This is a genomic window from Bacteroides sp. 2_2_4 (assembly GCF_000157055.1).
In the GTDB taxonomy this organism is placed as follows: Bacteria; Bacteroidota; Bacteroidia; order Bacteroidales; family Bacteroidaceae; genus Bacteroides; species Bacteroides ovatus.
This window is the reverse complement of sequence record NZ_EQ973355.1, coordinates 620,070-634,155: the sequence shown is the minus strand read 5'-3', so window position 1 is coordinate 634,155 and position 14,086 is coordinate 620,070. Positions and strand designations below refer to the sequence as shown.

The window sequence follows — 14,086 nt, the reverse complement described above, 5'->3', positions numbered from 1 at the left end:
TTCCCGGCTTTTAGAATTATGAATCTGTAAAACAACAGCGTTAATCCGCGCCTTCTCAACTCTCCATTCTCCATTCTCAACTCTCAACTTTTCTAAATTTCCCCCACAGGAAACCTCCTACACCGGCCGCAATAATAATCCAGATAGGGGAGAAGCCCAACAGCCAGATTAATATTGCCGAGACAACAGGAATCCACAGATTGTAGCGGTTGATTTTTGCGGATCGTCCCATGGTAAAGGTCGGCGCCGCGATGAGTGCCACCACTGCCGGGCGAATTCCTTTAAAAATACGTTCCACTATCGGATTGTCTTTGAAACTATGAAAGAACAGGGCGATAGCCAATATAATAATGAAAGACGGCAAAATTGTTCCCAATGCTGTGATAATACTTCCCCGGATTCCACGCAGCTTATATCCTATAAAGATAGAAATATTGACTGCCAAAATTCCCGGTGCGGATTGGGAGATAGCCAGCAGATCGATAAAATCTTCCTGCGCAATCCATTTCCGTTTGGTGACAATTTCATTTTCAATCAGTGGCACCATTGCATATCCTCCTCCAATAGTAAAGGCGCCTATTTTAAAAAAGATTCCAAATGCTTCGAGATAAATGTTCATTCTTTCTTTTCTCCTCCTTCCTTACTAACTGCTTTTTTCTCTTTGCCATATTGACTGGGACTTACATTATAATGCTTCTTAAATACTTCGCGGAAGTACTTGGCGTCACTGAATCCCGTCATTTCTGCAATTTCTGTTATGCTATGTGTGTCTTCTTTTAGTAATTGTACGGCACGTTTCAGACGAATCAGCCGGATATAATCTCCCGGTGCCTGATCGGTTAATGCCCTTAATTTATTGTAAAAACTTGTGCGACTCATTCCCATCAGGCTGCATAATACATCTACCGTGAGAGCAGGATTGTCAATGTTATCTTCCACGTTCTTTTTGACGTTTGCTATGAATTTCCAGTCAATGTCTTGTGAACAGTTGATGCAGTCTTCATCATGCTCTTCATCATCCAGATCCAGATTGGCGTATTTACTGCGCAGGAGTGCACGATTGGCCAGCAGATTGGCAACGTTTGCTTTCAATATGCCAATGTTGAACGGTTTCACAACGTATTCATCCGCACCAATCTGGAGTCCCGAAAGAATATCCTTTTCATTATTCAAAGCTGTCAGCAGGATGACAGGAATGTGAGAAGTCTCGATATTATTCTTGATAGCCTGGCATAATTCATCCCCTCGCATTTCCGGCATCATAATGTCTGAAATGACCAGTTCTGGTTTGTATTCGGGAATAATCGTCAGTGCTTCTTTTCCATTGGAGCAGACCTGTACGACATATTCTTCAGATAACGTCTGCGACAGATAGTTGCGCAACTCATCATTATCCTCTACAATCAAGATTCGGCGATGATTTATATTCTCTTTCTTCTGTGCGTTCTCGTAAATTTCAGGTGATGGGGGTGGAACGTTGTCGACAACCTTTATTTCCTGACGCTGCTTGCTGGGAGTTGCCAAATGCGCTTTCCGGAAGCGCTTGCTGTCTTTAGGGAATGTTATTTTGATAACCGATCCCTGGTTTTCGATGCTTGACAGATTAATCTTTCCTTTATGCAGGCGGACTAGCTTCCATACAAGCATCAGTCCGATACCACTTCCTGTTACTTTGGAATTAATAGCATTGCTGCCACGGAAATGAAGTTTGAACAATTTCTTTTGTTCGTTGGCCGGGATGCCGATTCCTGTGTCTCTGACTTCCACGCTCCATGAGTCAGATGTTTCTGAAACGAAAACCTGTACATTCCCATTTTCCGGAGTATATTTCAGTGCGTTCGAAATGATGTTCTTAAAGATAGATTCCATCTTTTCTTTATCAAACCATACATTCATATATCTGAAATTACTTTCATAAGTGAAGTTGATATGTTTGATGTTGGCGTACTGCTGGAACGCATTGAATATTTCATTCATAAACGTGTTTAGCTCATGCTCTGAAATATATAATTCGGAAGAGTATACGTCCGCTCTTTCAAAGTTGATAAGATTGGTGGTAAGACGTAATAGGGCATTTACGTTTCGCAATGCCGTATTCATGTTCGAAATACCTTCTTTACTCAACTCCTCTTTCTCGCGTAGTTCTTCCAAAGGTGCTTTGATAAGCGTCAATGGGGTACGGATATCATGTGCCGTATTAATAAAGAAGTGTATTTTCTCATCGGAGACTTTACGCTGCTTTCTTAAAATCAGGATACGTAATAGAATGATGGCAATGAGACAGAGGAAAGCTGCATAAAGCAACACAGCCCAAATTGTCAGCCAGAAAGGTTGGGCGATAACAATATCCATGCTTCTTTCTTCAAGCATGACACGTTTGTCTTCATTGGAGATAGCACGTACTCTTAGTGTATATTTGCCCGGCGCAAGATTGGTGTAACGAATTGTATTCTCGGTTCCGGGTTTGCTCCATTTATCATAGAAACCTTCTAGCCTCCAAGAGTAAAGAATATTGGAAGGATAGTCATAGTTGATGGAAGAAACCTGCAAAGAGAATCTGTTTTGATTGTATTTTAACTTTAGTACCTTTGTATCATTGATGCTTGCTTTCAACGGAGAATCCTCATCACCCGGATAGATTGTTTGATAAAAAAGCTTGAAATCGCTGAAAATCATTTTAGAAGAATAACTTCTGGGCAATTTCATATCCTTGTCAAATTCCACTGCTCCGTCAGAACTGCCTAAAATGAATTTATTGTTTTTCCGTAACGTACCTGATAGCGCATTGAAATGGGTGGTCATCAATCCCATATCTTTGGTCCAGTTATAGAATTTTTTCTCATTGGGATAAAAACTTGTCAATCCGCTTTCTGTACTCATGATTATATCTTTGTCCGCATCCGATAATATGGTATAGATATTATTGGATATCAAAGCACAGTTTTCCGTGTGGTAATGAGTGAACAGTTTTTTATTAATATCGTAAATCAATAGTCCCGACCCGCTGGTACCTATATACAATGAACCGTTTTTTGCTTGGTACAGGGAATAGATATAGCTCGACTCTACCGGAAGTTTTATGCGCTCGAATTTTCCGGATTCTTTATCTAAAAGACATAGGCCGGTGGCACTACCGATCCACATACTTTTTTCATCTTTCTCAACGATGGCGGTAATGGAATTTAATCCATCATAAAACCGTACTTCCTGCGTCTTCAGATTAATACGCTTGAGGTTGTAGAATCCTCCCGACCAGATATAACCCTGCATATCTGTACGAATATCACGTATATATTTATCCGGTCGCTTGTTTGTATGAGTGTACAAAGGCGGCATGAAATAGCTGACACTGAACGTTTTCTTATCTATCTGGTAAGCACCGGAAGAGTACCCGCCTGCCCAGATAATTCCGGGAGCCACTTCGCATATAGTAAGAAAGATATGGCTTTTATTACCTTGCGACTCTTCAAAAGCACTAAGCACCGATCGCCATTGTCCGGTCTTTGAATTAAAAAAACTGATGCCATTGTTCGTTGCAAACCATAAATCTCCCTCTCTGTCTTCAATAATGGCATTTACTTGATCGTTGATTAAAGACTGTTTGTTACCGATGGAGTGCTTAATCCATTTGTAGCTCGTATAACGGTTGTTTTGTATCGTGATTCCGATGGGATAATTAGCCAGCCATATCCGTTCTTCATCATCCACAAAAATGTCATTGATACTGTTACCGTTCATGCCACAATTACTGTTATAATCAGCCACAATTTCGGGTACTATTTGATAAGTATCCATATTTATTTTGTGTACTCCTCCGCCATCGGTAGCTATTAATAACTCTTTGTCATTTAGCGGCTTGAACCGTGTGATACTGATATCTTTCAGGTTATAATCCGGTCGTATGACGGATTTGGTATTCATATCATAAACCATAATTCCCCGCAAGAAAGTGCCGATGAATAGTTTCCGAATCTTTTTGTCGAAGTGTAAATCGCTTACTTGGGCTTTCACGCTCTCCAACTTATCGCAATTGATAAGTTTCAATGCGTTGTTTTCTAATTGGGCATAATGAATCCCCATTTCCGTACCGATGAAGAAATGCGATTCGTCTATTTGTTCAATATCAGTGATTTCTTCACTTATATCATTCTTTATATGGGTGACTTGTTTGGTGTCCGTATTATAGAGAAAGATAGTATCTTTATTGCATAGCCAGATGTGTTTGTTCTGGTCGAGCCAGGCATAAGTGACCGGGTCCGGCTGTTCGCTGAAACTTTCCATCGGTAATTTATATACAAGACTGAAGCAGTCGTGAATCTGGTCATACCGGAATACTTTTCCTTTTTTCCCGATTTCCCATAAGACTCCTTCCTGATCAATATAAAGCCAGTTTAGATTTAACAGAGAGTTCACTTCTGCGTCACCATCCATTAACTTATATCGTTTAAACTCTTTTCCATTGTATCGATCAATACCTTCGTGCGTGAGGAACCACATGTATCCGGTTTTATCTTTTTGAATGCAGTAAACCCGCCGGTTACTTAACCCATCCTCCACTCCGAGATATCGATACGTCTGCGCGACACAAATTAGAGGAAACAATAAGATTAGAAAAAGCCATTTTTTCATACAAATAGGACTTTTAAGGGTTATTGAATCTTTTATGAGGGGGAAAGTTTGACAAAATTAAGAAGATTTTTTGATATTACAAAATTTTGATGAAAGATAACAGCGCTCCAAAAATGAAGAAAATAGACTATTTTATAACTATTTGTATATACTGTTTGTTTTCGGTATTTTGGTATCTATCAGAAGTCTTCCGGTAGAATGGAAAGTTCCGTAAAATAAGAGGCTGGCACTATTTAAAGTACCAGCCTCTGTAAAATATGGAAATGATTTATTTCATTTTCGCTTCCACCCACTTGCGGGCATTGACAAACGCTTCTATCCATGGAGTAACCTGATCGCTGTTCTTGCGGTCGGCCGGATAGCAACCGTTCTGCCATGGGAAGATGGAACGTTCCAAGTGAGGCATGATAGCCAAGTGGCGTCCGTCTGCGCTGGCCAGTGCTGCGATAGAATAATCGGAACCGTTCGGATTGCCCGGATATTCATCATAGCTATACTTCGCTACTACATTATATTTATCTTCGTCATATGGCAAAGAGAATTTTCCTTCTCCGTGAGCTACCCAGATACCCAGTTTGCTTCCACTTAAAGAGCCGAACATCACACTGCGGTTAGTCGGGATAGTAAGACCAAGGAAGCGTGATTCGAATTTGTGTGAATTGTTATGTAGCATTTTTCCTTTCTTCTTCAGTTCCGGGTTGATAAGATTGAGTTCCATCATCAGCTGGCAACCGTTGCAGACACCCAATGACAATGTATCTTCGCGTGCATAAAATTTATCCAATGCTTCTTTAGCTTTCGGGTTGAACAGGAATGCGCCTGCCCATCCTTTAGCAGAACCCAGTACATCGGAGTTAGAGAAACCACCGCAGTAAACGATCATGTTTACGTCTTCCAGTGTTTCGCGTCCGCTGATGAGGTCGGTCATTGTAACGTCTTTTACGTCGAAACCTGCCAAATAGAGTGAGTAAGCCATTTCGCGCTCACCGTTTGTACCCTTCTCACGGATGATAGCCGCACGGATACCGCTTGGGGTACGACGATCCGGAGTGATACCGTATTGAGAAAGCTTACCTTTGAATTCCGGCATGAAAGCGAATTCAACAGGTTGCATCTTATAGTTTTCAAAACGTGCTTTTGCGCAACCGTTCATAGATTGTTTGCGGTCGAGCAGGTAAGAAGAAGAATACCATACGTCACGCATATAATCGATACCAAACTGGTAAGTAGCACCGTCTTTAGATACCAAAATGTGGCGTTCGTCAGTCGGTTTACCCAGCTTTATATAGCCTACGCCTGCATCTTCCAGAATCTTCTTCACTTCATCCTTATGCTTGTCGCTGATCTGGATAACGATACCCGGATTTTCAGCAAACAGAATCTTAACGATATCCTGTTCTTTCATCTTGTCGAGGCTGATTTCCATACCGCCTTCTACATTAGAGAAGCACATTTCGAGCAATGTAGTGATCAAACCACCGGCAGAGATATCGTGTCCTGCAAGAATCAATCCTTTGTTGACAAGTTCCTGTACGGCAAGGAAAGCATCACGGAAATATTCGGCATCTTGTACGCAAGGTACTTCGTCACCAACTTTACCCAGAGATTGTGCAAAAGCCGAACCACCCAGTTTCAGTTCATCGAAGCTGAAGTCAATATGATAAAGCGTAGTCTTTTCATTGTTAACCAATACCGGAGATACCACTTTCTTCACGTCGGAAACTTCACCACCGGCAGAAACAATCACAGTTCCCGGAGAAATCACTTTCTCGCCGTTCGGATACTTCTGTGTCATAGATAGAGAGTCTTTTCCGGTAGGAACATTGATCTGCAGCGCGCAACAGAAATCGCTTAAAGCTTTTACAGCTGTGTAAAGACGGGCATCTTCACCTTCTTGAGAGCGGCAAGGCCACATCCAGTTGGCAGACAGTGAAATGCTATCCATACCTTCCGCCATTGGAGCCCAAACAAGATTGGTCAGCGCTTCGGATACAGAAAGAATAGAGCCGGCAGCCGGATCAGCCAATGCTGCTTGCGGAGCATGTCCGATAGAGGTAGCGATACCTTTCTCGCCACGGTAGTCGAGTGCTACGACACCGCAGTCGCTCAACGGCAACTGAAGTTCACCCTGACATTGCTGACGAGCCACTTTGCCTGTTACCGAACGGTCTACCTTGTTTGTCAACCAGTCTTTGCAGGCTACAGCTTCAAGCTGCAATACATTCGTCAGATATTCATGTAGTTTAGACAATTCGTATTTCGGCATTTCATAATGACGTTCTACGGTCTTGTCTACCATATAGGTTTTGGGAGAAGAACCGAACATCTGTTCTACGGCAAGGTCGAACGGACGTACACCGTCAGCCTGTTGGAAAGCGAAACGATGATCACCGGTTGTTTCACCGACTACGTACATTGGAGCGCGTTCGCGTTCGGCAATCTTACGTACATGTTCAATAGCCTCTTCTTTAATCAGCAGACCCATACGTTCCTGACTTTCGTTAGCGATGATTTCTTTGGCAGACAAAGTCTTGTCACCGATAGGCAACTTGCTCATATTGATCAAACCACCACATTCTTCCACGAGTTCGGACAGACAGTTTACGTGTCCGGCAGATCCGTGGTCATGGATAGAAACCACCGGATTCACCTCTTCTTCACAAAGAGCGCGTACTACGTTATTGGCACGTTTTTGCATTTCTGCGTTGGCACGTTGCACGGCATTCAACTCGATGCCACTGCTGTAACGACCGGTATCAACAGAAGATACGGAACCGCCACCCAGTCCGATACGGTAGTTGTCACCACCGATAACCACTACTTTGTTTCCAGCTTCCGGTGTGCCTTTCAGGCAGTCGCGTTGTGTACCGTAACCAACACCACCGGCAAGCATGATTACTTTGTCGTAACCATAAACTTCTTTGTTTTCTGTATGTTCGAAAGTCAGTACCGAACCGCAGATCAGCGGTTGGCCGAACTTGTTACCGAAGTCGGAAGCACCATTGGATGCTTTGATTAGAATCTGTTCCGGAGTCTGGTATAGCCATTTGCGTACCGGAAGAATCTCTTCCCATTCGCGTCCTTCTTCTGTGCGTGGATAAGAAGTCATGTAGACTGCAGTACCTGCAATCGGCCATGAACCTTTACCACCACCCATACGGTCGCGGATTTCACCGCCGGTACCGGTAGAAGCACCATTGAATGGCTCAACAGTAGTAGGGAAGTTATGAGTTTCCGCTTTCAGTGAGATAACACTCTTGATGTCCTTTACCTGGAAGAAATCAGGTTTTGAATGATCTGCCGGAGCAAACTGTTCCACAACCGGACCTTCAGCGAAGGCTACGTTATCTTTATAAGCAGAGATTATTTTATTCGGATTTTCCTGTGTCGTCTTTTTAATCATTTGGAACAGAGAAGATTCCTGCTCTACACCGTCGATGATAAACGTTCCGCCGAAAATTTTGTGGCGGCAGTGTTCGGAGTTGATTTGTGCGAAACCGAATACTTCAGAGTCGGTCAGCTTCCGTCCGAGGTCCTTTTCTACTTTCTTCAGGTAGTCCATTTCTTCTTTGGAAAGAGCCAAACCTTCTTTTTCGTTGTACACTTCGAGATCTTCAATGTAGATGATTGGTTCCGGCTGACGGTTTGTCGTGAATACGTTTTGGTCGAGTCCTTTGTACATGCGTTGGAGCATCGGGTCGTAATCGGCATTTTCGTCCTTAACAGGGAAGTACTCCTCGATGCGGCTTATGCCTTCGAGCCCCATGTTTTGGGTGATTTCTACTGCGTTTGTACTCCAGGGAGTGATCATTTCGCGGCGTGGGCCAACGAAACAGCCTTTCAGGTTTTCTTCACTTTCCATCACGGCTTCGCCAAAAAGCCAGCAGAGTTTATTACTTTCGTCAGGGGTGAGCTGATGGTTGCTCTCTACGGCAATCACGCTCTTGGAAGGGGTTCTGAAAAAAAGAATCATGTTGTATATTTACGATTTTACGATTTACGATTTTACGATTGAAGTTCCTGCAGGAGAAACTCTTCTCTTTTTCTGTGGCGCAAAGATAATCAATTTCGTTGGTGGTAGGAAAAAAATAGAGAATAAATTCCTATACCTTATTTAATATGTTTATTTTCGATGTACGTTTTACTTATTATCGCTATATATAGTGATTCTTGTGTGGAAAAAACGTTAATATACTATCCCCATATCACAAAAAAGTGCGATATTTGCGACATGATTCAGATAGAGACAATATTCGATATATTAGTGAAAGGCTTTATTATTGGCGTTGTTGTGTCCGCACCCCTCGGTCCGGTGGGCGTATTATGCATCCAGAGGACTTTGAATAAGGGGCGTTGGTATGGATTTGTAACAGGTCTGGGAGCCTCTTTGAGCGATATAGCATACGCTTTGCTCACCGGCTACGGGATGAGCTTTGTGTTCGATTATATTAATAAGAATATTTTCTATCTGCAATTATTGGGGAGCATCATGCTACTCCTTTTTGGTATATATACCTTTCGTAGCAACCCGGTGCAGTCCATTCGTCCGGCTTCCTCCAGCAAAGGTTCTTATTTCCATAACTTTATTACCGCATTTTTCGTCACTCTCTCCAATCCCTTGATAATCTTTCTGTTTATCGGACTTTTCGCCCGTTTTGCCTTTGTGCAGCCGGGGGTTCTGGTGTTCGAAGAGATTACAGGATATGTTGCTATTGCTATAGGGGCATTGACCTGGTGGTTGGGGATTACTTACTTTGTGAACAAAGTGCGCACTAAATTCAACTTGCGTGGTATCTGGATACTGAATCGTGTTGTAGGAAGTATTGTAATGCTGGTATCCCTTGCCGGACTGATTTTTACTTTGTTGGGAGAATCACTTTATTAAGAGATAACTTATGAATCAGATAGCACAACAACTGAAAGAGAAGAATATTGCCGAGTACCTTATATATATGTGGCAAGAGGAAGACTTGATCCGCGCCAATCATTGTGAACCGGAAGAGATGGAGGTAAATATAATTGCCCGTTATCCGGCAGATCAGCAGCCTGCCATGAGAGAATGGTATACCAACCTGATTACGATGATGAGTGAGGAAGGAGTACGGGAAAAAGGTCATTTGCAGATTAATAAGAATGTGATTATCAATCTGACAGAATTGCATAACGCATTGGCTTCTTCTCCTAAATTTCCTTTTTACAGTGCCGCCTATTTCAAGGCATTGCCGTTTATAGTAGAATTACGGAATAAAAACGGCAAGAAAGACGAGCCCGAATTGGAGACCTGTTTTGAGGCGTTGTATGGAGTGCTCCTGCTTCGTCTTCAAAAAAAGCCTATCAGTGAAGGTACTGCTAAGGCAGTGGAAGCTATCACTAGTTTCCTTTCTATGTTGGCAAACTATTATGATAAAGACCGTAAAGGTGAATTAAAACTGGATGAATAAATGAGAATTTTGGTAACGGGTGCCAACGGTCAGCTTGGCAATGAGATGCAGGTGCTTGCAAAAGAGAACCCGCAACATACGTATTATTTCACGGATGTAGAGGAGCTTAACATCTGTGACAAGCAAGCCGTTTGGGCTTATATCGCAGAGAAGCGGATTGAGCTTGTCGTGAACTGTGCCGCATATACGGCCGTAGATAAAGCGGAAGATAATTCGGAACTAGCCTATCAATTGAATTGCGAAGCACCGAAACAATTGGCAAGTGCGGCACAATTCAACGGAGCCGCCATGATACAGGTATCTACCGATTATGTCTTTGACGGTACTGCACACACTCCGTATACGGAGGATTGCGACCCTTGTCCGGACTCCGTATACGGCACCACCAAACTGGAAGGAGAATATGACGTGATGAATTATTGCGAGAAAGCAGTCGTAATCCGTACTGCATGGCTTTATTCCACTTTCGGCAATAATTTTGTGAAGACAATGATCCGTCTTGGAAAAGAGCGTGACAGTCTGGGAGTTGTTTTCGACCAGATCGGAACCCCGACTTATGCTAATGACCTGGCACGTGCCATCTATACCATTATAAATAAAGGTATAGTCCGCGGCATCTACCATTTCAGCAATGAAGGCGTTTGTTCCTGGTATGATTTCACAGTGGCTATTCATCGCTTGGCAGGAATAACCTCCTGCAAAGTGAAACCTCTGCATACAGCCGAATATCCTGCAAAGGCCAACCGTCCGGCATACTCTGTACTTGATAAAACAAAAATAAAAACAACATTTGGCATCGAAATCCCCCATTGGGAGGAAAGTCTCCAACGATGCCTGGAGAAATTGGAAATTAAAAATTGAGAGTTGAGAAATAAAAAAGAAACCACTTTGAGTATCATTTTTTAATTTCCAATTTTCAATTCTCAATTTAATAACTATGGCAGATAATACAGAAATTTTGAGACGGCGGACGTTCGCCATTATTGCACATCCGGATGCTGGTAAGACATCTTTGACGGAAAAGTTATTGCTTTTCGGAGGTCAGATACAGGTAGCAGGTGCTGTAAAGAGTAATAAGATAAAAAAGACGGCTACGTCCGACTGGATGGAAATCGAGAAACAACGTGGTATTTCGGTAACGACTTCCGTGATGGAGTTCGACTATCGGGATTATAAAATCAACATTCTCGATACTCCGGGTCACCAGGACTTTGCTGAAGATACATACCGCACACTGACTGCTGTAGACAGTGTTATCATCGTTGTAGACGGTGCGAAGGGGGTGGAAACGCAGACGCGTAAACTGATGGAGGTATGCCGCATGAGAAAGACTCCGGTAATAATCTTCGTCAACAAAATGGACCGTGAAGGAAAAGATCCGTTCGACTTGCTCGATGAACTCGAAGAAGAACTGATGATTCAGGTTCGTCCCTTGTCCTGGCCGATAGAGCAGGGAGCACGTTTCAAAGGAGTATACAACATCTACGAACAGAAACTGGACTTGTACCAGCCATCCAAACAGATGGTAACGGAAAAAGTGGCAGTCGATATTCATACGGAAGAACTGGATCAGCAGATTGGCAAGCCATTGGCAGACAAGCTGCGTGGTGATCTGGAACTGATCGAAGGTGTTTATCCCGAATTTGATTCGGAATCCTATCTCGCAGGAGACTGTGCACCTGTATTCTTCGGATCAGCGTTGAACAACTTCGGTGTGCAAGAGCTGCTGAACTGTTTCGTGGAGATAGCTCCCAGTCCTCGTCCCGTACAGGCAGAAGAGCGTGAAGTGAATCCCGACGAACCGAAATTCACCGGATTCATCTTTAAGATCACAGCCAATATTGATCCCAATCACCGTTCTTGTGTGGCATTCTGTAAGATTTGCTCCGGCAAGTTTGTCCGCAATGCTCCCTATGTGCACGTTCGTCATGGAAAGACCATGCGTTTTTCGTCGCCTACCCAGTTTATGGCACAGCGTAAAACAACGATTGATGAAGCTTATGCAGGAGATATTATTGGTTTACCGGATAATGGTACTTTTAAGATTGGCGATACGCTGACAGAAGGTGAAATGCTCCATTTCCGTGGATTGCCGAGTTTCTCACCGGAGATGTTCAAGTATATTGAGAATGCCGACCCGATGAAACAGAAACAGTTGGCAAAAGGCATTGACCAGTTGATGGATGAAGGTGTGGCACAGCTGTTTGTCAATCAGTTCAATGGTCGTAAGATTATCGGTACGGTGGGGCAGTTGCAATTTGAGGTCATTCAGTATCGTTTGTTGAATGAATACAATGCGTCCTGTCGTTGGGAACCAGTAAGCCTTTATAAGGCTTGTTGGGTAGAAAGCGATGATCCCGCAGAACTGGAAGCTTTCAAGAAACGTAAATACCAGTATATGGCGAAGGATAGAGAAGGGCGCGATGTGTTCCTGGCAGACTCCGGTTATGTACTTCAGATGGCGCAGATGGACTTTAAACACATCAAATTCCACTTTACAAGTGAGTTTTAAAACATATTCCGTTGATTTTAACTAAAAAATCAGGTAAAAAAAGGAAAAACATATCTCATATAAATGAGTGAATAGAAATGAAGACACTATCCTGGGATAAAATTCAGCAAGGGGATGAAGAGGCATTCCGGCAGCTTTATGAGCAATATGCAGATTTACTGTATGGATATGGCATGAAGATAGCCGGTGATGAGACTCTGGTAACCGAGGCGATACAGTCGTTGTTTGTTTACATCTTTGAGAAAAGAGAAACTTGCACGGCTCCTCAATCCATACCCGCTTACTTATGTGTTTCGTTGAGACACATGATAGTGAACGAACTGAAAAAGGAGAATAGTGGCTCATTAAAATCACTGGATGAAGTAGGCACAAATGAATATCAGTTTGATCTGGAGATTGATATTGAAACTGCTATTATCCGTTCAGAGTTAGAAAAAGAACAGCTAGAAGTTTTGCAGAAAGAGCTGAACAATTTGACAAAGCAACAGCGGGAGGTATTGTATCTTAAGTATTATAAGAAGATGAGTCCGGAAGAAATAGCCCAGGTGATGGGACTCACTTCACGTACGGTTTACAATACTACTCATATGGCTATCTCCAGTTTGCGGGAGCGTATGAGCAAATCTTTCTTGTTGTTGGTAGCAGCTAATTTGTGGATTTTTAATTGAGGTGTGAGATATGGAAAAGTGGACAGAATCTTTAGATAAATACTTAGAAGAAGGAAAACTTCCTCTGGTTGGCGAAATCTTTTCTCGTAAAAAAGAAATAGGTGATAAGCTGAAGTTGCAACGTGAGGAGAGCCATAAGATCGCCTTAAGCCGGAGAAGAAAGCAAGGTGCGGGGAGAAGTTTCTCTTTCTCATGGGGAGTGGCAGCGGCAGTTGTCCTTCTTTTGGGGATAGGCGGTTACTTCCTGGCAGAAGAAAAGGTGGTGACTGATAACACTGCTATGAACTATGAATTGCCGGATGGCAGTACTGTGCAGGTGATGGAAAATTCCCGCCTGACTTACAATCATATCACATGGCTTTGGGAGCGCAAATTGCAACTATTGGGTAAAGCCTCTTTTAACGTAACCAAAGGCAAGACATTCACGGTCCGTACAGAAGCCGGCGACGTAACCGTACTGGGAACGAAATTCCTCATCGATCAGCAAGGAAAGAAGATGACCGTCAACTGTGAGGAAGGAAGTGTGCAAGTCGAGACTGCTGTAGGTAAGCGTACATTGCTTGCCGGGGAAAGCGTTCATTGCGATGAGAACAAGATTGTGCCGGTAGAGAAAAAGGCAGAAGAATCGGAGTTCCCCGAGGTGTTGGGGTATGAAGACGATCCGCTAATAAATGTAGTGGCAGATATTGAGCATATATTTGAAGTAACAGTCGTCGGACATGAGAAATGCGAGGGGCTGACCTACAACGGGACGGTCTTAACGAAAGACCTGAACGCCACACTGGAAAAAGTCTTTGGATCGTGTGGGATCAGTTATCAAATTCGAGGGAAAGAAA

Annotated in this window: 9 protein-coding genes; 6 read left to right on the top strand and 3 right to left on the bottom strand. The window is 43.0% G+C overall.

Going from position 1 to position 14,086, the window contains the following annotated elements; all coding sequences use genetic code 11:
- Positions 1-76 precede the first annotated feature (76 nt).
- From BSCG_RS24610 to purL, 3 genes are all read right to left on the bottom strand, one after another.
- The gene (locus tag BSCG_RS24610; RefSeq protein WP_004300957.1) at positions 77-619 is read right to left on the bottom strand and encodes a chromate transporter; all 543 of its coding nucleotides are present in this window, start codon (positions 617-619) and stop codon (positions 77-79) included.
- A complete protein-coding gene (locus tag BSCG_RS24615) occupies positions 616-4,629 on the bottom strand; it encodes a response regulator (RefSeq protein WP_008774800.1) in 4,014 nt (1,337 codons plus the stop codon). Before BSCG_RS24615 ends, BSCG_RS24610 begins: the two co-directional genes overlap by 4 nt.
- A gap of 268 nt (positions 4,630-4,897) precedes the next feature.
- The gene (gene purL / locus BSCG_RS24620) at positions 4,898-8,602 is read right to left on the bottom strand and encodes a phosphoribosylformylglycinamidine synthase (protein WP_008774799.1); all 3,705 of its coding nucleotides are present in this window, start codon (positions 8,600-8,602) and stop codon (positions 4,898-4,900) included.
- A 258-nt stretch (positions 8,603-8,860) separates the two neighbouring features.
- Between purL and BSCG_RS24625 the strand changes: the two genes are divergently transcribed.
- The 6 genes from BSCG_RS24625 to BSCG_RS24650 form a co-directional block, all read left to right on the top strand.
- Positions 8,861-9,514 (top strand): LysE family translocator, encoded by a 654-nt coding sequence (locus BSCG_RS24625; protein WP_008774798.1) that lies wholly within the window; start codon positions 8,861-8,863, stop codon positions 9,512-9,514.
- 10 nt (positions 9,515-9,524) lie between these two features.
- Positions 9,525-10,070, top strand: a complete 546-nt coding sequence (locus BSCG_RS24630; RefSeq protein WP_008774797.1) for a DUF4924 family protein — start codon at positions 9,525-9,527, stop codon at positions 10,068-10,070.
- Positions 10,071-10,931 carry a dTDP-4-dehydrorhamnose reductase gene (gene rfbD, locus BSCG_RS24635; RefSeq protein ID WP_004300950.1) on the top strand — a complete coding sequence of 287 codons (861 nt, stop codon included), beginning with the start codon at positions 10,071-10,073 and terminating at the stop codon, positions 10,929-10,931. It abuts the gene before it with no gap.
- Between the two features lie 76 nt (positions 10,932-11,007).
- Positions 11,008-12,582: a peptide chain release factor 3 gene (locus BSCG_RS24640; RefSeq protein WP_008025990.1), complete on the top strand. Its 1,575-nt coding sequence runs from the start codon at positions 11,008-11,010 to the stop codon at positions 12,580-12,582.
- 77 nt (positions 12,583-12,659) lie between these two features.
- Complete coding sequence (locus BSCG_RS24645) at positions 12,660-13,250, top strand: RNA polymerase sigma factor (protein WP_008025991.1); 591 nt, start codon at positions 12,660-12,662, stop codon at positions 13,248-13,250.
- Between the two features lie 10 nt (positions 13,251-13,260).
- Positions 13,261-14,086, top strand: an 826-nt coding sequence (locus BSCG_RS24650) for a FecR family protein (protein WP_008774795.1), incomplete at its 3' end; no start/stop codon positions are given.

Coding starts and splice junctions, on each gene's coding strand:
- purL (WP_008774799.1), bottom strand. CDS start 8,602: ATGATTCTTTTTTTCAGAACCCCTTCCAAGAGCGTGATTGCCGTAGAG.
- BSCG_RS24615 (WP_008774800.1), bottom strand. CDS start 4,629: ATGAAAAAATGGCTTTTTCTAATCTTATTGTTTCCTCTAATTTGTGTC.
- BSCG_RS24630 (WP_008774797.1), top strand. CDS start 9,525: ATGAATCAGATAGCACAACAACTGAAAGAGAAGAATATTGCCGAGTAC.
- BSCG_RS24645 (WP_008025991.1), top strand. CDS start 12,660: ATGAAGACACTATCCTGGGATAAAATTCAGCAAGGGGATGAAGAGGCA.
- BSCG_RS24625 (WP_008774798.1), top strand. CDS start 8,861: ATGATTCAGATAGAGACAATATTCGATATATTAGTGAAAGGCTTTATT.
- BSCG_RS24610 (WP_004300957.1), bottom strand. CDS start 619: ATGAACATTTATCTCGAAGCATTTGGAATCTTTTTTAAAATAGGCGCC.
- BSCG_RS24640 (WP_008025990.1), top strand. CDS start 11,008: ATGGCAGATAATACAGAAATTTTGAGACGGCGGACGTTCGCCATTATT.
- rfbD (WP_004300950.1), top strand. CDS start 10,071: ATGAGAATTTTGGTAACGGGTGCCAACGGTCAGCTTGGCAATGAGATG.